Genomic DNA, 19,635 nt, shown 5'->3' with positions numbered 1-19,635 from the left:
CTTCCTCCTGAATGAGTGCCTAATAGCTTAGGCGATTTTGATGCCGAGCATGATAACCGCTTTGCCGCCTCAGACAAAATCTGCTGAACGCACGCAGGGATAGCGCTTCAGGCTGCCATAAAGCCTATAGTTAAATCACGGTAATTGAGCGGTATTCCCGTGTTTCCAAGGAGACTGAATGAAAATAACCATTCTTGGTTGCGGCGCGCTCGGACAACTGTGGCTCTCCCGGCTGTATCAGCAGGGCCACGATGTACAGGGATGGCTAAGAGTGCCGCAGCCTTTTTGCGCCGTGAACGTGATCGAGCCGGAAGGCGTCTCGTTTAATCGCAATTTGCCCACCAACGATCCTGAGCACCTCGCGCAGAGCGAGTTGCTGCTGGTGACGCTGAAAGCCTGGCAGGTGTCCAGTGCGGTCAGCGCGCTGCTGCCGAAGCTGAACCCTCAGTGCGCCATTTTGCTGTTGCATAACGGCATGGGCACCCAGGAGGAACTGCCGCCAAACGGCCAGCCCATCCTGCAGGGCACCACCACCCACGCCGCGCGCCACGAAGGCAGCACCATTATCCACGTCGCCACCGGCATCACCCACATCGGCCCAACCTCGCCGGCCGCCCAGCACCTCAGCCACCTGGCGGAAGTGCTGCATCAGGCTTTGCCTGACGTTGCCTGGCACAACAATATCGCCTCGGCCAACTGGCGCAAGCTGGCGGTCAACTGCGTGATCAACCCGCTGACGGCGCTGTACGGCTGTCGCAACGGCGATCTGCAGCGCTACCCGGAGCAAATCGAAGCGCTGTGTCGTGAAGTCGCCAGCGTGATGGCGATGGAGGGCTACCACACCTCCTGCGAAGGCCTGATGCAATATGTGATGGACGTGATCCACAGCACCGCCGACAACGTTTCGTCGATGCTGCAGGATATCCGCAGCCAGCGACACACCGAGATCGACTACATCACCGGCTACCTGCTGCGCCGCGCGCGCAGCCACGGCCTCACGCTGCCGGAGAATGCGCGGCTGTTTGAATTGATTAAACGAAAGGAAAATGAATATGAGCGTATCGGCGCTGGTTTGCCTGGCACCTGGTAGCGAAGAAACCGAAGCCGTCACCACCATCGATCTGCTGGTGCGGGCGGGCGTAAAAGTCACTACCGCCAGCGTCGCCGGCGACGGCGAGCTGACTATCGTCTGTTCACGCGGCGTCAAACTGCTGGCCGATGCGCCGCTGGTGGCGATCGTCGATGAGCCTTTCGACGCCATCGTGCTGCCCGGCGGCCTGAAAGGCGCAGAATGCTTCCGCGACAGCCCGTTGCTGGTGGAAAAAGTGCGGCAGATGCACCTGCAGGGGAATATCGTCGCCGCCATCTGTGCGGCGCCGGCGCTGGTGCTGCAGCACCACGATCTGTTCCCGGTCGGCAACATGACCGGCTTCCCGGGCCTGAAAGACCAGATACCGGCGGAAAAATGGATGGAGCGCCGCGTGGTGTACGACGCGCGCGTCAACCTGCTCACCAGCCAGGGGCCGGGCACCGCGATGGAGTTCGCGCTGAAGCTGATAGACTTGCTGCTCGGCAAGGCCAAAGCGGCGGAGATCGCCGCGCAGCTGGTGCTGATCCCGGGAATGTACGATTTCCGCGACTGAGCGGCTTGCCGATAAAAAAGGGCTGAACATCGGTTCAGCCCTTCTCGTTTATGGCGCTCCGCGCGTTACGGGCGATAAACCTTCACGTTGCTGAAGCCCTGCTCCAGCAGGTACAACACCTGCAGACGGCTCATCACGCCGCGCTCGCAGTACAGCAGGTAGGTTTTGCTTTGGTCCAGATCGCCGAATTGGGTGCTCAGCTTGTAGAACGGCAACGCTTTCACTTCAACCTGTTCCAGCTGCAGCGGCTTCTCTTCCTGCTCGTCGTTGGAGCGGATATCCAGGATCACCTCATCGGCGCCGAAGGCCGCAACGGTTTCTACCTCGGTCACCTGCTCCTGCGCCTGCTCGGCGATGGAGCGAATATCAACGTTCTTCGCCTCGCTCACCACCCGATCGAGAATGCTGAAATCGAAGTGGCTCTCTTCCTCTTCGATCTTGGCCTTGACGGCTTTTACCGTCGGGCTCTTCGAAATCACGCCGCAGTATTCCGGCATGGTTTTGGCGAAGTCTTCGGTGCCGATTTCACGCGCCAGTTTGATGATGTGCTCTTTATCGTGCGAGATCAGCGGACGCAGGATCAGGGTGTCGGACGCGTTATCGATCAGGCGCAGGTTGGTCAGCGTCTGGCTGGAGACCTGCCCCAACGCTTCGCCGGTCACCAGCGCCTGCACGCCATAGCGTTCGGCCACTTGCGAAGCGGCGCGCACCATCATGCGCTTGAGCACCACGCCCATCTGGCCATCGTCGACCTTCTCCAGGATCTCGCCCACCACCGGCTCGAAGTCAATGGCGACGAAGCGCACCTTGTGCGAGCTGGCGAAGCGGTTCCACAGGTAGTGCGCCACCTGCTTCACGCCGATCTCGTGCGCGGCGCCGCCCAGATTGAAGAAGCAGAAGTGCACGCGGCAGCCGCGACGCATCAGCATGTAGCTGGACACGCCCGAATCGAAACCGCCGGAAATCAGCGACATCACGTCTTCCTGGGTGCCGACCGGGTAACCGCCGATGCCTTCGAGGCGGCGTTTGACCAGCATCAGCTTGTCGTCTTCAATCTCCAGATTTACCGTGACCTGCGGGCGGGTAAGATTAACGCGCGCGCTCTCGATATGCTGGTTCAGGCCGCCGCCGACGTAACGCTCCACGTCCTGCGAATTGAACGCCTGCTTGCCGCGGCGCTTGACGCGCACGCAGAAGGTTTTGCCTTCCAGCTGGGCGCGGTAGGCTTCCAACGTCTGCTCGAAGATGTGGTGGATGTCGGTATAAGCGCGATCTTCCACTTCCAGAATATGGTGGATGCCGGGAATGCGCGTCAGCGCGTCGGCGATGATCGGCCGCTGGTTTTCATCTTTGGCGCGAACTTCGATATGATCCCAGTGACGGACGACCGCCAGCGTTTCATCATACTGCTTCAGGACGTTGCGAATATTGGTCGAGAGAATCTTGATAAAGCGCAAGCGCACAGATTGGCTCTTGATGGTGATTTCCGGGAACAATTTAATGATAAACTTCATGGCGGTCTTTGTTGTCAGATAAGAATTACGGCGCGGAGTATATCACCATATCGCCGCGCTCTGCGCACAAAACCACACATGAGCGCCATGATTTGCTAATCAAGATCCGCTAGGATAGGCTCTGGCGCCACGGTTCACATGATGACGTAAAAAGAAAATTATGCCGAAAAAACCAGCACAATCAGCCAGTACAGAGCAAACAGCCAGCTTTGAAAGCGCCCTCGGCGAGCTGGAAAGCATCGTGACGCGTCTGGAGTCGGGCGAACTGCCGCTGGAAGACGCGCTGAACGAATTCGAACGCGGCGTGCAGCTGGCGCGCCAAGGCCAGCAGAAACTGCAACAGGCGGAACAGCGTGTGCAGATACTTCTTAACGACAGCGCCGACGATGCGGCGCTGGCGCCTTTCACACCGGATGCCGAGTAACCGACATGTCTGAGATCGCCCCATCGGCCGCTTTTGCCGATCAACTGCAGATTTTCCGCCAGCGCGCCGATCGCGCGCTGCTGGACTTCATCGCCCCGCTGCCGTTCAACGACGGCAACATGGTGGCAGCGATGCGTCATGGCGCCTTGCTGGGCGGCAAGCGCCTGCGCCCGTTCCTGGTGTACACCACCGGCCAGATGTTCGGCGTGTCGCTGGCCAACCTGGACGCGCCGGCGGCGGCGGTGGAATGCATTCACGCCTACTCGCTGATCCATGACGATCTGCCGGCGATGGACGACGACGATCTGCGCCGCGGCCAGCCGACCTGCCACATTAAATTCGGTGAAGCCAACGCGATCCTGGCCGGCGATGCGCTGCAAACGCTGGCGTTTTCGATCCTGGCCGATGCCGAGATGCCTGACGTGGCGCTGCGCGATCGGCTGGCGATGGTTTCCGAACTGGCGACCGCCAGCGGCGTAGCCGGCATGTGCGGCGGCCAATCGCTGGATCTGGAAGCTGAAGGCAAGCACGTCGATCTGCAGGCGCTGGAACAGATCCACCGCCACAAAACCGGCGCGCTGATCCGCGCGGCGGTGCGCCTGGGCGCGCTGAGCGCCGGCGAAGCCGGGCGAGCGGCGCTGCCGCAGCTGGATCGATATGCCGCCGCGGTTGGCCTGGCGTTCCAGGTGCAGGATGACATTTTGGACGTTGTCGGCGAGACTGAAAAGATCGGCAAACGCCAGGGAGCGGACCAACAACACGGAAAGAGTACCTACCCGGCGTTGCTCGGGCTTGACAGCGCGAAAGCAAAAGCGTGGGATCTCTATCAGGAAGCATTAGCTGCATTAGACACTTTGGCAGCGCAATCTTACAACACAGCGCCATTGCGAGCGTTAGCCAGCTTCATTATTGAACGCGACAATTAACGTGTGACGTTAACTCCTCTGATATGAGTATCGAATGAGTCTTGATATAGCCAAATACCCAACCCTGGCGCTAGCGGAAAACCCCGAGGAACTCCGCTCACTGCCCAAAGAGAGCTTGCCGAAGCTGTGCGATGAGCTGCGGCAATATCTGCTGAACAGCGTCAGCCGCTCCAGCGGCCACTTTGCCTCCGGGCTGGGTACCGTCGAACTGACGGTGGCGTTGCATTTCGTCTACAACACGCCGTTCGATCATCTGGTGTGGGACGTCGGCCACCAGGCCTACCCGCACAAAATTCTGACCGGTCGCCGCGACCGGATCGCCACTATCCGGCAAAAGAACGGCTTGCACCCCTTCCCATGGCGCGCCGAAAGCGAATACGACGTGCTGTCGGTCGGCCATTCGTCAACCTCGATCAGCGCCGGCCTCGGCATGGCGGTGGCGGCGGAGCGTGAAGGCAAAGGCCGCCGCACGGTGTGCGTGATCGGCGATGGCGCCATCACCGCCGGCATGGCGTTTGAAGCGATGAACCACGCCGGCGACATCAATCCGGACATGCTGGTGGTGCTGAACGACAACGAGATGTCGATCTCGGAAAACGTCGGCGCGCTGAACAACCATCTGGCGCAGCTGCTGTCCGGCAAGCTTTACTCCACCCTGCGCGAAGGCGGCAAGAAAGTGCTGGCCGGCGTGCCGCCGATCAAGGAGCTGGTGAAACGCACCGAAGAGCACCTGAAAGGCATGGTGGTGCCGGGCACGCTGTTCGAAGAGCTGGGCTTCAACTACATCGGCCCGGTAGACGGGCACGACGTGCAGGGGCTGGTCGCCACGTTGAAAAACATGCGCGATCTGAAAGGCCCGCAGCTGTTGCACATCATGACCAAGAAAGGCCGTGGCTACGCGCCGGCGGAAAAGGATCCGATCAGCTTCCACGCGGTGCCGAAGTTCGATCCCGCCAGCGGCACGCTGCCGAAAAGCGCCGGCGGTCTGCCGACCTATTCGAAAATCTTCGGCGACTGGCTGTGTGAAACCGCCGCCAAAGACAGCTCGCTGATGGCGATCACGCCGGCGATGCGCGAAGGCTCCGGCATGGTGCAGTTCTCCCGCGACTACCCGCAGCAATATTTTGATGTGGCGATCGCCGAGCAGCACGCGGTCACCTTCGCCGCCGGGCTGGCGATCGGCGGCTACAAGCCGGTGGTGGCGATCTATTCCACCTTCCTGCAACGCGCCTACGACCAACTGATCCACGACGTGGCGATCCAAAACCTGCCGGTGATGTTCGCCATCGATCGCGGCGGCATCGTCGGCGCCGATGGTCAGACTCACCAGGGTGCGTTCGATCTGTCGTTCATGCGCTGCATCCCGACCATGGTGATCATGACGCCGAGCGACGAAAACGAATGCCGCCAGATGCTGTATACCGGCTATCACTACAATGCCGGCCCGAGCGCCGTGCGCTATCCGCGCGGCACCGGCACCGGCGCGGCGCTGGAGCCGCTCAACATGCTGCCGATCGGCAAAGGCGTGGTGCGCCGCCAGGGGGAAAAGATCGCCATTCTCAACTTCGGCACTCTGCTGCCGGAGGCCGCGCAAGCGGCGGAAGCGCTCAACGCCACGCTGGTCGACATGCGCTTCGTCAAGCCGCTGGACGAGCAGTTGGTGCTCGAACTGGCCGCCAGCCATGAAACGCTGGTGACGCTGGAAGAAAACGCCATCATGGGCGGCGCCGGCAGCGGCGTCAACGAACTGCTGATGGCCAAACGCCGGCCGGTGCCGGTGCTGAACCTCGGCCTGCCTGACAGCTTCGTCTCGCAGGGCAGCCAGGAAGAGCTGCGCGCCGATCTGGGGCTGGACGCCGCCGGCATTCAGCGCCAAATCGAAACCTGGCTGGCGCAGTAATCACCCCCGCGCCTGAAAAAACGCCTCCGCTCTCGGAGGCGTTTTCGTTTCCGCCCTCCGGGATCCGCGCTACAGTTACTGTCTGAGCTGTGAATGGGAGGCAAACATGAAGTACCTGAAACTGGGCAACACCGATCTGAACGTTTCGCGCATCTGCCTGGGTTGCATGACCTACGGCGAACCGAATCGCGGCAATCACGCCTGGACGTTGCCGGAAGAGAGCAGCCGCCCGCTGCTGAAACAGGCGCTGGAAGCCGGCATCAACTTTTTCGACACCGCCAACAGCTATTCCGACGGCAGCAGCGAGGAGATCCTCGGTCGGGCGCTGCGCGACTATGCGCGCCGCGAGGACGTGGTGATCGCCACCAAGGTCTATTTCCCGCTGAGCAACCTGGAGCGCGGTTTGTCGCGCGCCAAGATCATGCAGTCCATCGACGACAGCCTGCGGCGCCTGGGCACCGACTATGTCGATTTGCTGCAGATCCATCGCTGGGATTACGAAACGCCGCTGGAAGAAACGCTGGAAGCGCTGCACGACGTGGTGAAAGCCGGTAAAGCGCGATACATCGGCGCCTCCTCGATGTACGCCTGGCAGTTCGCCAAAGCGCTGTATACCGCCGATCTGCACGGCTGGACGCGCTTTGTCAGCATGCAGGATCAATACAACCTGATCCAGCGCGAAGAAGAACGCGAGATGCACCCGCTGTGCGCCGCCGAAGGCATCGCCGTGCTGCCGTGGAGCCCGCTGGCGCGCGGCCGCCTGACCCGCCCCTGGGGCGAAACCACCGCGCGGCTGGTCTCCGACCAGTTCGGCAAGAGCCTGTACGAGGACACTGAAGGCATCGACGCCATCATCGCCGAGCGCGTCGCCAGCCTCGCCGACGAACGTGGCGTTTCACGCGCGCAGATCGCGCTGGCCTGGCTGCTGAACAAACCGACGGTCAGCGCGCCGATCGTCGGTGCTTCACGCAGCGAGCAGTTGGATGACGCCATCGCCGCGGTCGATTTGAGTTTGTCGCCACAAGAGGTGGCGGAACTGGAGACGGCCTACGTGCCGCACCGGGTGACAGGGTTTGAATAAAGAGAAGCGGGCGCGAAGAAGCGCGCCCGCCTGTCAGAACAGCCCGATAGGCCAGTGGTGGCCAATCAGGTAGATGATGCCGGCGGACAGCACGCCGGCGATGATATCGTCGACCATGATGCCCATGCCACCATGCACGTTGCGGTCGAACCAGCGGATCGGCCACGGCTTCCACATATCCAGAATGCGGAAGATGACGAAACCGGCGGCGACCCAGCGCCAGTCGTTGATCGGCAGCGCCATCAGCGTGATCCACATGCCGACGAACTCATCCCAGACGATACTGCCGTGATCGTGCACCTTCATGTCTTTTGCCGTGCGGTGGCAAATATAGACGCCGATACAGATGCTGAACATCACCGCCAACGAGTAGAGCTGCCACGGCAGCTGGATCAGCAGCAGCCAGAACGGGATCGCCGCCAGCGATCCCATGGTGCCCGGCATCACCGGCGACAAACCGCTGCCAAAACCGGTGGCCAGCAGGTGCCACGGATTGCTCATCCGCAGCCGACGTTTGGCTTCATCCATGGGTGCCCGGCTCCGCATTGAAATGATCGAACCCGGCCCAGTCCAGCTCTACCGCTTCGTCGTCGCGATAATAGCGGATGCCTTCAGACAGCGGACCAATTTGGCCGATGCAGGTGTAGTCGGCGCCGAGGTGGCTCAGCGCCACTTCCAGCGCGCCGCGGTTGATCTCCGGCACGGTGAAGCACAGCTCGTAATCTTCGCCGCCCGCCAGCGCCCAGCGCAGCGCCTGCTCGGCGTCGGTGTGGCTGCTCAGCGCCTGCGACATCGGCAGCTCGTCCAGCACGATGCGTGCCCCGCAGTCGCTGGCCTTCAGGATGTGTTTCAGATCGGAAATCAGGCCGTCGGAGATGTCGATCGCCGAGCTGGCCAGATCCCGCAGCGCCTGCCCCTGCAGCACCCGCGGCTGCGGCCGCAGATGGCGAGCGAGCAGGTAATCGCGCGCCGCCGCATCCGGCACCGCCAGGCGATCCTGCAGGATCGCCAGACCGGCGGCGCTGTCGCCCAGCGTGCCGGTCACGTAGATCCAGTCGCCGATGCGCGCGCCGCTGCGGGTCAACGCCCGGCCGGCCGGGATCAAACCCTGAATGGTCAACGTCATGCTCAGCGGGCCGCGCGTGGTATCGCCGCCGATCAGCTGCATGCCGTAATAGTTGAGCTGATCAAACAGGCTGTCGCTGAAGGCCTTCAGCCAGGGTTCGTTCACCTCCGGCAGGGTCAGGGCCAGCGAGAGCCACGCCGGATCGGCGCCCATCGCCGCCAGATCGCTCAGATTGACCGCCAGCGCTTTATAACCGAGATCGGCCGGATCGATATCCGGCAAGAAGTGCACGCCCGCCACCAACGTATCGGTACTGACGGCCACCAGCTGTTTTTCCGGCACTGCCAGCAGTGCGCAGTCATCTCCAATGCCCAACTGTACATCCCGGCGCACGCGCTTAAACCGGTCAAAATAGCGGGCAATGAGGTCAAATTCGCCGCATGCCATATCGATATTCCACGAGAAGAAATTAAGGCCGGGAATGCCGGCCTTAATGTTTTACTTTTTCTTGCGAAGGGTTGGCGCCACTTTATCCAGCACCCCGTTCACAAACTTGTGGCTGTCTTCCGCGCCGAAGGTTTTCGCCAGCTCGATCGCTTCGTTGATCGCCACTTTGTAAGGGACATCCTCGCGCATCTTCAGTTCAAACAGCGCGACGCGCAGCACCGCGCGCTCCACCTGGCCCAGCTCTTCGAGCTGACGCGACAGGTATGGCGCCATCAGTTCGTCCAGCATACCTGCATTCACTGCCGCGCCGGACAGCAACTCGCGAAAATAGGCGACGTCAACATCTTTGACATCCTGCTCCGTCAGGAACTGGTGTTCAACATCGGCAAGGTCGTTTTTAGACAACTGCCAAGAGTAAAGCGCTTGAACAGCGCACTCACGAGCGCGGCGACGAGCAGCAGGTTTCACGGAATTCCCCTTAACTAAATTCAGGCTTTAATAGCTTTGATAACATTAATCATTTCAAGTGCGGTCAACGCGGCTTCAGCGCCCTTGTTGCCCGCTTTAGTGCCGGCGCGTTCGATCGCCTGTTCGATGCTTTCGGTGGTCAGCACGCCAAAGGCAACCGGGATTTCGGCATTCATCGCAACGTTGCCGATGCCGGAGCTGGCTTCGCCCGCCACATATTCGAAGTGCGCGGTGCCCCCGCGGATAACGGTGCCCAGCGCGATAACCGCGTCGTATTTGCCGGTTTTGGCCAATACGCTCGCCGTCAGCGGCAGCTCGTAAGCGCCCGGGACCCAGACAACGGTGATGTTGTCGTCAGCAACCTGACCAATGCGTTTCAGCGCGTCGATGGCGCCTTCCAGCAGGCTGTCGTTGATGAAATTGTTAAAACGTGCAATTGCGATCGCCACACGGGCATTTGGAGTAGCAACAACACCTTCGATAACTTTCATGGGCTTTCCTTAAAAATGGGTTCAATACCCCGCAGGGGGGCGGATTCTATCATATTCTTTCATCGCCTGCGCGGCGCTTTTGTAAAACCGGCGCGCGGGCGCGAGATTCAGTGTTTCACCCGCAGGCGCAAACGCAGATCGGGGCCGACCTGGCGCACGTCGCTAAAGACGAATTCCGGCGCGTCGGCCAGCCGTTCCAGGCCCGGCAGATGACACAGGCCACGGCCATTATCGCCCAACAGTTTCGGCGCGATGTACAAAATGAGCTCATCCACCAGGCCGGCCTGCAGCAGCGCGCCGGCCAGCATTGCGCCCGCCTCTACCCAGATTGAATTCACCTGGCGCTTGGCCAACAGCATCATCATCACCACCAGATCAATGCCGCCGCCGTGCGCCGGGCAGATAAACTGTTCGACCTCTTGCGGCCAGGCCTGTTCATCCGCCTGCAGGCGCGCCAGCCAGGTAGCGCCCGGCTGCTGCACCACGCGGTGCTGCGGGGTGATGCGATTTTGGCTGTCGAGCAGGATGCGCAGCGGCTGGCGCAGATTTTCGCGCGGATAGAGGCGCTGCGTCTCGGCGTCCAGCTCATCCCAACGCACCGTCAGCGACGGATCGTCCGCCAGCACGGTGGCGCTGGTGCTGAGAATCGCGGCGCTCTGCGCGCGCAGGCGCTGCACGTCCTGACGCGCTTCGGGTGAGGTGATCCACTGGCTCTCGCCGGTGGCCATCGCCGTGCGGCCGTCCAGCGACGCGCCCAGCTTCAGCTGCACGTAAGGGAAACCGGTGCGCATGCGCTTGAGGAAGCCCAGGTTGACCGCTTCGGCCTCGGCCAGCATCAGGCCATGACGGACTTCGACGCCGGCCTGCTGCAGCTTGTACAGCCCGCGCCCCGCCACCTGCGGATTGGGATCTTGCATCGCCGCGACCACCCGCGTCACGCCGGCGGCCACCAGCGCATCGGCGCAGGGCGGTGTGCGGCCGTGGTGGCTGCACGGCTCGAGCGTCACATAGGCGGTGGCGCCGCGCGCCTTGTCGCCCGCCATGCGCAGCGCGTGCACTTCCGCGTGCGGCTCGCCGGCGCGCAGATGGTAGCCTTCACCGACAATTTCGCCGTCGCGCACGATAACGCAGCCGACGTTCGGATTGGGCGCGGTGGTGAAACGCCCCAGGCGCGCCAGTTCGAAGGCGCGCGCCATATAAAATTCGTCGTGATGCATGAAAGATCCTTTAGTCTTGCAGGCGGGCAATCTCTTCGCCGAACTCGCGCACGTCCTCGAAGCTGCGGTACACCGACGCAAAGCGAATGTAGGCGACCTTATCCAGCTTTTTCAACGCGTCCATCACCAGATTACCCACCAGTTTGGTCGGCACTTCGCGTTCGCCGGTGGCGCGCAGTTGGGATTTGATATGATTAAGGGCGTTTTCCACATCGTCCGAGCTTACCGGGCGCTTTTCCAGCGCTTTCAGCATGCCGCGGCGCAGTTTGTCTTCGTTGAACGGCTCGCGCACCTCATCGCTTTTAATCACTCGCGGCATCACCAGCTCGGCCACCTCGAAGGTGGTGAAGCGCTCATTGCACACCAGACACTGGCGGCGGCGGCGCACTTGCGAACCGTCCCCCACCAGGCGGGAATCAATGACTTTGGTATCAACGGCGGCGCAGAAAGGGCAATGCATAACACGTCCTGATAAACGTTTTTATAGATAAACGCAGTTTACCCCGAAGTGCAGCCACAACAAAGGGCGGCGGCCATTTGTTGCAACACGCCGCCGGGAAGCGGCGCCGATATGACTTTCCCCTCCGAGCGGACTAAGCTGATAGCAGGAGATTCAGCATAGGAAATCGCCGTCATGACAACCTGTTACCCCAAAATCGCCCTGCTCACCGCCGCCGTGTTGCTGGCAGGCTGCGCGCACAACGCCGCCGTGCCTCAACTGCGCCATCAGGTCGCCGCGCTGAACCAGAAAGTGAGCGTGCTGACCGATCAAACCACCGCGCTGGAGCGGCAGAATATGCTCAATCAGCACTCCGACAACGGCGTCTACCTGCTGCCGGCGGCCCGAAGCGCCGCCCGTTTGCAGAGCGGCATCGGCGAGCTGAGCGTTTCGCTGAGCCACATCAAGAGCGAAGCCAACGGCACGCAGGCGCAGCTGCATGTGCGCATCCTCTCACAGGCCACGCTGCCGCCGTTCAAAGCGGTGGTGGAATGGGGCCAACTGGACGACGCCACCGGGCGGCCGCTGACCGCCGAGGCGCTGTCGCAACCGATCGCCAGCGCCGATTCGCTGCTGCCGAAACCCGCCCAGGACTTTGAGCTGCGCTTCAGCGGCGTGACGCCGGAACAATTGGGCTATATCCGTCTGCACAGTCTGGTTTCGACCGCCCAACCGGCGGTGGTGCAGCAACGCTGAAACCCAAAGCAAAAAAAAGGAGCGCCGATGGGCGCTCCTTTTCATTTCGCTGAATACTGCGGCGGTTAAGGCAGAATCGAAGGCTGATCCGCGCCCTCTTTTTCCACTTTTTGCTGCAGCATGTGCTCGCGTTTCATCCCCAGTTTCAACGCCAGCGCGGACGCGACGTAGATGGAGGAGACGGTACCGATCGACACGCCGATCAACATCGCCAGCGAGAAGCCTTGCAGCATCGCGCCACCGAAGATGTACAGCATCAGCACCACCATCAGGGTAGTACCGGAAGTCATCAGCGTACGGCTCAGCGTCTGGGTCAACGACACGTTCATGATCTCGTAAGGCGTGCCGCGGCGGATCTTGCGGAAGTTCTCACGAATACGGTCGGAAACCACGATGCTGTCGTTCAGCGAGTAACCGATAACCGACATCAGGGACGCGACGATGGTCAGGTCAATCTCGATGTGGAACAGCGACAGCACGCCCAGCGTGATGATCACGTCGTGCGCCAGCGCGATAACCGCCCCCAGCGCCAGGCGCCATTCGAAGCGGAAACCGACGTAGATCAGGATACAGATCAACGCCACCAGCAGCGCCATGCCGCCGGTTTGCGCCAGTTCGCTGCCCACGCTCGGGCCGACGAACTCGATGCGCTTCACGGTGGCGTTTTTATCCACCGAGTCGTTGATCACGCCGATCACCTTGTTGCCCAGTTCCTGGCCTGCGGTGCCGGTCGCCGGTGGCATGCGCACCATCACGTCGCGGCTGCTGCCGAAGTTCTGGATGATCGGATCCTGGAACCCGGCCTTCTCCAGCGTATCGCGCATCAGGTCGAGGTTAGCCGGTTTCTCCAGGTTGATTTCAATCACCGTACCGCCGGTGAAATCCAGACCCCAGTTAAACCCGCGCACCGACATGGTGACGATCGACGCGACCAACAGCAGCAACGAGATGCCGAAGGCCAAATAGTCCCAGCGCATAAAGTCGTAGACTTTACGGCCGTAGTTGAGTTGCTCAACAGTATAATCCTGTGCCACAACGCACTCCTCAGATAGACAGCTTGTTAATGCGTTTGCCGCCGTAAAGCAGGTTGACGATGGCACGGGTACCGACAATCGCGGTGAACATGGACGTCGCCACACCGATAGCGGTGGTGATCGCAAAGCCTTTGATCGAACCGGTGCCCACTGCGTACAGGATGACCGCGGTGATCAGGGTGGTGATGTTGGCATCGACGATACTGGAGAACGCGCCTTTATAGCCCTCATGGATCGCCTGCTGAACGGACCGGCCGTTCTTCAGCTCTTCCTTGATACGTTCGTTAATCAGTACGTTGGCGTCAACCGCCACCGCCAGCGTCAACACGATCCCGGCGATACCCGGCATGGTCAGCGTCGCCCCCGGCAACAGGGACATCACGCCGACGATCAGCACCAGGTTGGCGACCAGCGCCGTGGTGGCGATCACGCCGAACTTACGGTACCAGACCACCATGAAGACGATGGACGCCACCAGGCCCCACAGACAGGCTTCCAGACCTTGGGTGATGTTCTGCTGACCCAGGGTTGGACCGATGGTGCGCTCTTCGACGATCTGAATCGGCGCGATCAGCGCACCCGCACGCAGCAGCAGCGAAAGCTGACGCGCTTCGTTCGGGTTGCCGATGCCGGTGATGCGGAAGCTGTTGCCCAGACGCGACTGAATGTTCGCCACGTTGATCACTTCTTCCTGTTTCACCAGCACCGCACGGCCGTTAGCGTCTTTCTTGCCGCTGTCCTTATACTCCACGAACAGGGTCGCCATCGGCTTGCCGATGTTATCCTTGGTGAAGTTGGACATGGACGTGCCGCCGGCGCTGTCCAGCGAGATGTTAACCTGCGGCTGGTTGTATTCGTCGGTGCTCGAGGTGGAGTCGGTGATGTGGTCACCGGTCAGGATCACGCGCTTGTACAGCACGATCGGCTGGCCGTCACGGGTGTATTTCACCTCGGAGTCGCCCGGCACGCGGCCGTTGGCCGCAGCAGTGGCATCCGCATTGGTGTTCACCAGGCGGAACTCCAGGGTCGCGGTGGCGCCCAGAATTTCTTTGGCGCGCGCGGTGTCCTGAATGCCCGGCAGCTCAACCACGATGCGGTCGGCGCCCTGGCGCTGCACCAGCGGTTCGGCGACGCCGAGCTGGTTGACGCGGTTACGCAGGATAGTGATGTTCTGCTGGACGGCGTATTCGCGCGCTTCGCTCAGACGGGCGTCCGTCAGGTTGGCTTTCATGGTGTTGGCGCCGTTGGCGGACAGCACCAGATCGCGCTGACGCGGACCGATGTAGCTGATGGCCTGATCGCGAGCCGCATCGTCGCGGAAGCGAACTTCCACGCCGTTATTGTCCAGCTTGCGGATAGACGCGTAAGGAATGCCCTTCTCGCGCAGCTCGCTGCGCAGGGTATCCATGGTCTGTTCCTGCAGCTTGCTCAACGCGGTGTCCATGTCCACTTCCATCAGGAAGTGTACGCCGCCGCGCAGGTCCAGGCCGAGTTTCATCGGCTCTGCGCCCAGCATGGCCAGCCAGGTCGGCGTGGCCGGCGCCAGGTTCAGCGCCACGACGAATTTGTCACCCAGCTCGGTCACCAGCGCTTCGCGGGCGCGCAGCTGAACGTCAGGATCTTTAAAGCGAGCCAGGATGGCGCCATTTTCCAGCGCAATCGACTTGCTCGCGATGTTGTCTTTTTCTAATACGGTACGGACCTGGTCCAGCGTAGTTTCACTGGCGGCGACGCCGCGCGCGCCAGTGATTTGTACGGCCGGATCCTCACCGTAGATGTTGGGAAGCGCATAAAGCAGACCGACGAGGATCACGACGATCAACATCAGATACTTCCACAAAGGATAACGGTTTAGCACGGCAATTCCCTTCGGGAAAAAAGATTACAGGGCCTTCATGGTACCTTTCGGCAGAACGGCCGCCACGAAGTCACGCTTGATCATCACTTCCGTGGTGTCGTTCAGCGCGATGGCGATGATGCCGGTGTCGGCCACTTTGGTCACGCGACCGATCAGGCCGCCGGTGGTCAGCACTTCGTCGCCTTTACCGATGGAGTCCATCAGCTTCTTGTGATCTTTAGCGCGCTTCTGCTGTGGGCGCAGGATCATGAAGTAGAAGATCAGGCCGAACACCACCAGCATAATGATCAGAGAGTACGGGCTTCCCTGAGCCGGAGCCCCTGCGGATGCGACGGCGTCAGAAATGAAAAAGCTCATTGAAATTCCCTCATTAAGTTATCAATTATTAGATCAAGCGTTTAAAGGCGGAATCGGCTTGCCGATCCGACCATAGAAATCCGCAACAAACTGCTCTAATTTACCCTCTTCGATAGCCTGGCGTAAACCCGCCATCAGGCGCTGGTAGTGACGCAGGTTATGAATTGTGTTCAGTCGAGCACCCAATATTTCGTTGCAACGGTCGAGATGGTGCAAGTAGGCGCGGCTGTAATGGCGACACGTGTAGCAATCACAGTCCTTATCCAGCGGAGACGTATCATCCTTGTGCTTGGCATTACGGATTTTTACCACACCGTCAGTCACGAACAAATGGCCGTTGCGGGCGTTGCGGGTCGGCATGACGCAGTCGAACATGTCGATGCCGCGACGCACGCCTTCCACCAAATCTTCCGGCTTGCCGACGCCCATCAAATAGCGTGGCTTATCTTCCGGAATTTGCGGGCAAACGTGTTCAAGAATGCGATGCATATCCTCTTTCGGCTCGCCTACAGCCAAGCCGCCCACAGCGTACCCGTCAAAGCCGATATCCACCAGCCCTTTGACGGAAACATCACGTAAATCTTCGTAAACGCCGCCCTGAATGATGCCGAACAGCGCATTTTTATTTTCCAGCTCGTCGAAACGCTGGCGGCTGCGCTGCGCCCAACGCAGCGACATTTCCATCGAACGCTTGGCGTAGTCCCAGTCGGCCGGGTACGGCGTGCATTCGTCGAAAATCATCACGATGTCGGAGCCCAGGTCATACTGGATTTCCATCGATTTTTCCGGGCTCAGGAACACCTTGTCGCCGTTGATCGGGTTACGGAAGTACACGCCTTCCTCTTTGATCTTGCGCATCGCCCCCAGGCTGAACACCTGGAAACCGCCGGAGTCGGTGAGGATCGGGCCCGGCCACTGCATGAAGTCGTGCAGATCGCCGTGCAGCTTCATGATCTCCTGGCCCGGGCGCAGCCACAGGTGGAAGGTGTTGCCCAGCAGGATCTGCGCGCCGGTCTCTTTCACTTCTTCCGGCGTCATGCCCTTGACCGTACCGTAGGTGCCGACCGGCATAAAGGCCGGGGTTTCCACCACGCCGCGGTCGAAAATCAGGCGGCCGCGGCGTGCGCGGCCATCGGTAGTTTGTAGTTCGTACTTCACAAAGCCTCCAGCATCAGAGAAACAGTCTGATGTCGTTGAAACGGGGCCGCGCCGTAGGCGCAGCCCGGGAAATTAACCGCCGACGGACTCGTTTTCCGCCTGCGGGTTACGGCTGATGAACATCGCATCGCCGTAGCTGAAAAAGCGATACTGCTCGGCCACCGCCTGCTGATAGGCGTTCATGGTATTTTTATAGCCGGCGAAGGCCGATACCAGCATGATCAGGGTCGATTCCGGCAGGTGGAAATTGGTCACCAGCGCGTCGATCACCTGGTAGTGATAGCCCGGATAGATAAAGATGCTGGTATCGCCGAAGAACGGCGCAATCAGCGCCTCTTTGCTGGCCGCCGCGGCGCTTTCCAGCGAACGCACCGAGGTGGTGCCCACCGCCACGACGCGCTTGCCGCGCGCTTTGCAGGCCAGCACCGCATCCACCACGTCCTGCGGCACTTCGGCGTATTCGGCGTGCATCACGTGATCTTCGATGGTTTCCACGCGCACCGGCTGGAAGGTGCCGGCGCCGACGTGCAGCGTCACGAACGCCATTTCCACGCCTTTGGCGCGCAGCGCCGCCAGCAGCGGTTCGTCGAAGTGCAGGCCGGCGGTCGGCGCGGCGACCGCGCCCGGTTTCTCGCTGTAGACCGTCTGATACAGCTCACGGTCGGCGTCTTCATCCGGGCGAGCGATATAAGGCGGCAGCGGCATGTGGCCGGCCGCGTTAAGAATGGTGAATACGTCGCGTTCGTCGTTGAAGCGCAGCTCGAACAGCGTCTCGTGGCGCGCCACCATGGTGGCGGCGATGCTCTCGTCATCCCCCAACAGCAGCTCGGCGCCCGGCTTGGGCGCTTTCGACGCGCGCACGTGCGCCAGCACGCGATGGTCGTCCAGCACGCGCTCCACCAGCACTTCTATCTTGCCGCCGCTGACCTTGCGGCCGAACATGCGCGCCGGGATCACGCGGGTATTGTTGAACACCAGCAGGTCGCCGGCTTCCAGCTTATCCAGCAGATCGGTGAATACGCCGTGCGTCAGCGCCCCGCTCGGCCCATCCAGCTGCAGCAGGCGGCATGCGCTGCGCTCGGCCTGGGGATAGTGGGCAATCAGGGATTCGGGAAGTTCAAACGAAAAATCAGCGACGCGCATGGGTATTCACTTCTTCAATTTAAGGCTGGTTGGTAAAAAACAGGCGGCCTAGTCTAAAGCCGGGGGCGGTCAGCGGCAAGAAATAAGGAGGATTTGCCTGACTTCAGGTATAGTTGAGGGATGAATTTTCTCGCTCACCTTCACCTGGCCATGCTGGCAGACAGCTCGCTGCTGGGCAACCTGCTGGCCGATTTCGTTCGCGGCAACCCCGCCGCCGACTACCAGCCCGAGGTCGTGGCCGGCATCATGATGCACCGCCGCGTCGACGTGCTGACCGACAGCCTGCCGCAGGTGAAAGCCTGCCGCGACTATTTCAGCGCCCCCTACCGCCGCGTGGCGCCGATCACCCTCGACGTGGTGTGGGACCATTTTCTGGCGCGCCACTGGCAACAGTTGGAGCCTTCACGCGACCTGCACCAGTTTACCCAGGAAGCCCGCAGCCAGATCGAACCTTACCTGCCGCTCACGCCCCCGCGTTTTCAGAACCTGAACGGCTATCTGTGGCCGGAACGCTGGCTGGAACGCTACGCCGAATTGCCGTTCATCGCCCGGGTATTGCAGGGCATGGCCAGCCGCCGTCCACGCCTCGAAGCGCTGGCCGGCTCGTTCGCCGACGTCGAACAACATTATCATCAGCTTGAAACACACTTCTGGCAGTTTTATCCGAAAATGATGCAGCAGGCGAAGGAAAAAACGCTCTGAGGTCAAGCCCAAGCGTTTGAAATTGCAGCGCATTGCAAGAATTTACGTTTTGCCGCTTGCCCTTTTGCAGGAAAAGGTTATTTTTAAAGCTTGATAAATTATATCAACGACTTTGATAGGTAAAAGCTATCTCATTGATTGGTCTTTTACCCTTTATTCACCAAGTCATGGCCCCTATACTGGCCCTTGTTTTTACATCCACCCTTTAACACCTATTACAGGAGTAATTATGGTCCTGGTAACTCGTCAAGCCCCTGACTTCACTGCAGCTGCCGTACTGGGTAGCGGCGAAATCGTTGAAAACTTCAACCTGAAGAAGCACCTGAACGGCAAACCGGCCGTGCTGTTCTTCTGGCCAATGGACTTCACCTTCGTATGCCCTTCCGAGCTGATCGCTTTCGATCACCGCTATGAAGAGTTCCAGAAGCGTGGCGTTGAAGTGGTTGGCGTTTCCTTCGACTCAGAATTCGTCCACAACGCATGGCGTAAAACCCCTGTCGACAAAGGCGGCATCGGTGAAGTGAAATACGCAATGGTTGCTGACGTTAAGCGTGAAATCCAGAAAGCTTACGGCATCGAACACCCGGAAGCCGGCGTTGCGCTGCGCGGCTCCTTCCTGATCGACAAAGACGGCATCGTGCGTGCTCAGGTTGTTAACGACCTGCCAATCGGCCGTAACATCGACGAAATGATCCGTACCGTTGACGCGCTGCAATTCCACGAAGAGCACGGTGAAGTCTGCCCGGCTCAGTGGGAAAAAGGCAAAGCAGGTATGGGCGCTTCCCCAGACGGCGTGGCAAAATACCTGTCTGAAAACGCTGCCAAGCTGTAATTTCAGCCTGATAGTGAATCAACCGGCCCACGCGGCCGGTTTTTTTATGCCCCTTTTTGGGGCAGACCGCCCGTCTTCAGTGCTTTATTTCCCTGTTTCCGCTCACATTTCCCGCCCAGTTCGCCGCGCGAATGCCCATCTGCGGCTACTATCAATAACGCTGGCTCGCGCTTTGCAAG

Annotated in this window: 21 protein-coding genes; 9 read left to right on the top strand and 12 right to left on the bottom strand. The window is 60.5% G+C overall.

Annotated elements, in window-relative coordinates:
* The first annotated feature begins 178 nt into the window (after positions 1-178).
* Together panE and yajL are read left to right on the top strand one after the other, a co-directional pair.
* Positions 179-1,090, top strand: coding sequence for a 2-dehydropantoate 2-reductase (gene panE, locus ACJ8PL_RS00855; protein WP_079449607.1), 912 nt, complete (start codon positions 179-181; stop codon positions 1,088-1,090).
* Entirely contained in the window at positions 1,053-1,643 is a 591-nt protein-coding gene (yajL, locus tag ACJ8PL_RS00850; RefSeq protein ID WP_033641150.1) for a protein deglycase YajL, read from the top strand. The genes panE and yajL overlap by 38 nt, the downstream gene beginning before the upstream one ends.
* Before the next feature lie 65 nt (positions 1,644-1,708).
* On the opposite strand, the gene thiI is transcribed toward yajL, so the two are convergent.
* Positions 1,709-3,157, bottom strand: a complete 1,449-nt coding sequence (gene thiI / locus ACJ8PL_RS00845; RefSeq protein ID WP_274850626.1) for a tRNA uracil 4-sulfurtransferase ThiI — start codon at positions 3,155-3,157, stop codon at positions 1,709-1,711.
* A gap of 160 nt (positions 3,158-3,317) precedes the next feature.
* Here thiI and xseB point away from each other — a divergent pair, with 160 nt between their 5' ends.
* From xseB to ACJ8PL_RS00825, 4 genes are all read left to right on the top strand, one after another.
* Positions 3,318-3,581, top strand: a complete 264-nt coding sequence (gene xseB, locus ACJ8PL_RS00840; RefSeq protein ID WP_015376838.1) for an exodeoxyribonuclease VII small subunit — start codon at positions 3,318-3,320, stop codon at positions 3,579-3,581.
* Positions 3,582-3,586: 5 nt separating this feature from the next.
* Positions 3,587-4,507, top strand: coding sequence for a (2E,6E)-farnesyl diphosphate synthase (gene ispA / locus ACJ8PL_RS00835; protein ID WP_016928868.1), 921 nt, complete (start codon positions 3,587-3,589; stop codon positions 4,505-4,507).
* Between the two features lie 34 nt (positions 4,508-4,541).
* Positions 4,542-6,407 (top strand): 1-deoxy-D-xylulose-5-phosphate synthase, encoded by a 1,866-nt coding sequence (gene dxs / locus ACJ8PL_RS00830; protein WP_028128213.1) that lies wholly within the window; start codon positions 4,542-4,544, stop codon positions 6,405-6,407.
* A 106-nt stretch (positions 6,408-6,513) separates the two neighbouring features.
* A complete protein-coding gene (locus ACJ8PL_RS00825) occupies positions 6,514-7,488 on the top strand; it encodes an aldo/keto reductase (protein ID WP_016928870.1) in 975 nt (324 codons plus the stop codon).
* Positions 7,489-7,521: 33 nt separating this feature from the next.
* On the opposite strand, the gene pgpA is transcribed toward ACJ8PL_RS00825, so the two are convergent.
* The 6 genes from pgpA to nrdR form a co-directional block, all read right to left on the bottom strand.
* Complete coding sequence (gene pgpA / locus ACJ8PL_RS00820) at positions 7,522-8,016, bottom strand: phosphatidylglycerophosphatase A (protein ID WP_016928871.1); 495 nt, start codon at positions 8,014-8,016, stop codon at positions 7,522-7,524.
* Positions 8,009-9,001: a thiamine-phosphate kinase gene (gene thiL / locus ACJ8PL_RS00815; RefSeq protein ID WP_016928872.1), complete on the bottom strand. Its 993-nt coding sequence runs from the start codon at positions 8,999-9,001 to the stop codon at positions 8,009-8,011. Before thiL ends, pgpA begins: the two co-directional genes overlap by 8 nt.
* A 51-nt stretch (positions 9,002-9,052) precedes the next feature.
* On the bottom strand, positions 9,053-9,469 hold the full coding sequence (gene nusB, locus ACJ8PL_RS00810; protein ID WP_004940384.1) for a transcription antitermination factor NusB: 417 nt from the start codon (positions 9,467-9,469) through the stop codon (positions 9,053-9,055).
* Positions 9,470-9,489: 20 nt separating this feature from the next.
* The gene (gene ribH / locus ACJ8PL_RS00805; RefSeq protein ID WP_004940385.1) at positions 9,490-9,960 is read right to left on the bottom strand and encodes a 6,7-dimethyl-8-ribityllumazine synthase; all 471 of its coding nucleotides are present in this window, start codon (positions 9,958-9,960) and stop codon (positions 9,490-9,492) included.
* A 107-nt stretch (positions 9,961-10,067) separates the two neighbouring features.
* Complete coding sequence (gene ribD / locus ACJ8PL_RS00800) at positions 10,068-11,177, bottom strand: bifunctional diaminohydroxyphosphoribosylaminopyrimidine deaminase/5-amino-6-(5-phosphoribosylamino)uracil reductase RibD (RefSeq protein WP_097102660.1); 1,110 nt, start codon at positions 11,175-11,177, stop codon at positions 10,068-10,070.
* 10 nt (positions 11,178-11,187) lie between these two features.
* Positions 11,188-11,637: a transcriptional regulator NrdR gene (gene nrdR, locus ACJ8PL_RS00795; protein ID WP_004940387.1), complete on the bottom strand. Its 450-nt coding sequence runs from the start codon at positions 11,635-11,637 to the stop codon at positions 11,188-11,190.
* A gap of 174 nt (positions 11,638-11,811) precedes the next feature.
* On the opposite strand from nrdR, the gene ACJ8PL_RS00790 reads away from it, so the two are divergent.
* Positions 11,812-12,372, top strand: coding sequence for a DUF3251 domain-containing protein (locus ACJ8PL_RS00790; protein WP_442530747.1), 561 nt, complete (start codon positions 11,812-11,814; stop codon positions 12,370-12,372).
* 65 nt (positions 12,373-12,437) lie between these two features.
* Here ACJ8PL_RS00790 and secF read toward each other — a convergent pair whose 3' ends face one another.
* The 5 genes from secF to queA form a co-directional block, all read right to left on the bottom strand.
* Positions 12,438-13,406: a protein translocase subunit SecF gene (gene secF, locus ACJ8PL_RS00785; RefSeq protein WP_004940389.1), complete on the bottom strand. Its 969-nt coding sequence runs from the start codon at positions 13,404-13,406 to the stop codon at positions 12,438-12,440.
* Positions 13,407-13,416: 10 nt separating this feature from the next.
* The gene (gene secD / locus ACJ8PL_RS00780; protein ID WP_004940390.1) at positions 13,417-15,264 is read right to left on the bottom strand and encodes a protein translocase subunit SecD; all 1,848 of its coding nucleotides are present in this window, start codon (positions 15,262-15,264) and stop codon (positions 13,417-13,419) included.
* A 24-nt stretch (positions 15,265-15,288) separates the two neighbouring features.
* Positions 15,289-15,621 carry a preprotein translocase subunit YajC gene (gene yajC / locus ACJ8PL_RS00775; RefSeq protein ID WP_004940391.1) on the bottom strand — a complete coding sequence of 111 codons (333 nt, stop codon included), beginning with the start codon at positions 15,619-15,621 and terminating at the stop codon, positions 15,289-15,291.
* A 33-nt stretch (positions 15,622-15,654) separates the two neighbouring features.
* Positions 15,655-16,779 carry a tRNA guanosine(34) transglycosylase Tgt gene (tgt, locus tag ACJ8PL_RS00770; protein ID WP_016928877.1) on the bottom strand — a complete coding sequence of 375 codons (1,125 nt, stop codon included), beginning with the start codon at positions 16,777-16,779 and terminating at the stop codon, positions 15,655-15,657.
* A 72-nt stretch (positions 16,780-16,851) separates the two neighbouring features.
* Positions 16,852-17,922 (bottom strand): tRNA preQ1(34) S-adenosylmethionine ribosyltransferase-isomerase QueA, encoded by a 1,071-nt coding sequence (gene queA / locus ACJ8PL_RS00765; RefSeq protein ID WP_016928878.1) that lies wholly within the window; start codon positions 17,920-17,922, stop codon positions 16,852-16,854.
* Between the two features lie 120 nt (positions 17,923-18,042).
* On the opposite strand from queA, the gene ACJ8PL_RS00760 reads away from it, so the two are divergent.
* Positions 18,043-18,624 carry an acyl carrier protein phosphodiesterase gene (locus tag ACJ8PL_RS00760; protein WP_016928879.1) on the top strand — a complete coding sequence of 194 codons (582 nt, stop codon included), beginning with the start codon at positions 18,043-18,045 and terminating at the stop codon, positions 18,622-18,624.
* Between the two features lie 229 nt (positions 18,625-18,853).
* Positions 18,854-19,456, top strand: coding sequence for a peroxiredoxin C (locus ACJ8PL_RS00755; RefSeq protein ID WP_004940403.1), 603 nt, complete (start codon positions 18,854-18,856; stop codon positions 19,454-19,456).
* Positions 19,457-19,635: the final 179 nt, after the last annotated feature.

The organism is Serratia sp. CY83965 (assembly GCF_052166375.1).
Taxonomy (GTDB): Bacteria; Pseudomonadota; Gammaproteobacteria; order Enterobacterales; family Enterobacteriaceae; genus Serratia; species Serratia marcescens.
The sequence above is the reverse complement of the archived record's forward strand: the minus strand, read 5'-3'. Positions and strand labels throughout refer to the sequence as shown.

Bases quoted from the DNA above. Each gene is read 5' to 3' on its own strand.
- xseB (WP_015376838.1), top strand. From the start codon at position 3,318: ATGCCGAAAAAACCAGCACAATCAGCCAGTACAGAGCAAACAGCCAGC.
- ACJ8PL_RS00790 (WP_442530747.1), top strand. From the start codon at position 11,812: ATGACAACCTGTTACCCCAAAATCGCCCTGCTCACCGCCGCCGTGTTG.
- nrdR (WP_004940387.1), bottom strand. From the start codon at position 11,637: ATGCATTGCCCTTTCTGCGCCGCCGTTGATACCAAAGTCATTGATTCC.
- queA (WP_016928878.1), bottom strand. From the start codon at position 17,922: ATGCGCGTCGCTGATTTTTCGTTTGAACTTCCCGAATCCCTGATTGCC.
- ACJ8PL_RS00760 (WP_016928879.1), top strand. From the start codon at position 18,043: ATGAATTTTCTCGCTCACCTTCACCTGGCCATGCTGGCAGACAGCTCG.
- thiL (WP_016928872.1), bottom strand. From the start codon at position 9,001: ATGGCATGCGGCGAATTTGACCTCATTGCCCGCTATTTTGACCGGTTT.
- dxs (WP_028128213.1), top strand. From the start codon at position 4,542: ATGAGTCTTGATATAGCCAAATACCCAACCCTGGCGCTAGCGGAAAAC.
- ispA (WP_016928868.1), top strand. From the start codon at position 3,587: ATGTCTGAGATCGCCCCATCGGCCGCTTTTGCCGATCAACTGCAGATT.
- thiI (WP_274850626.1), bottom strand. From the start codon at position 3,157: ATGAAGTTTATCATTAAATTGTTCCCGGAAATCACCATCAAGAGCCAA.
- pgpA (WP_016928871.1), bottom strand. From the start codon at position 8,016: ATGGATGAAGCCAAACGTCGGCTGCGGATGAGCAATCCGTGGCACCTG.
- ACJ8PL_RS00825 (WP_016928870.1), top strand. From the start codon at position 6,514: ATGAAGTACCTGAAACTGGGCAACACCGATCTGAACGTTTCGCGCATC.
- panE (WP_079449607.1), top strand. From the start codon at position 179: ATGAAAATAACCATTCTTGGTTGCGGCGCGCTCGGACAACTGTGGCTC.
- ribH (WP_004940385.1), bottom strand. From the start codon at position 9,960: ATGAAAGTTATCGAAGGTGTTGTTGCTACTCCAAATGCCCGTGTGGCG.
- ribD (WP_097102660.1), bottom strand. From the start codon at position 11,177: ATGCATCACGACGAATTTTATATGGCGCGCGCCTTCGAACTGGCGCGC.
- yajL (WP_033641150.1), top strand. From the start codon at position 1,053: ATGAGCGTATCGGCGCTGGTTTGCCTGGCACCTGGTAGCGAAGAAACC.
- ACJ8PL_RS00755 (WP_004940403.1), top strand. From the start codon at position 18,854: ATGGTCCTGGTAACTCGTCAAGCCCCTGACTTCACTGCAGCTGCCGTA.
- yajC (WP_004940391.1), bottom strand. From the start codon at position 15,621: ATGAGCTTTTTCATTTCTGACGCCGTCGCATCCGCAGGGGCTCCGGCT.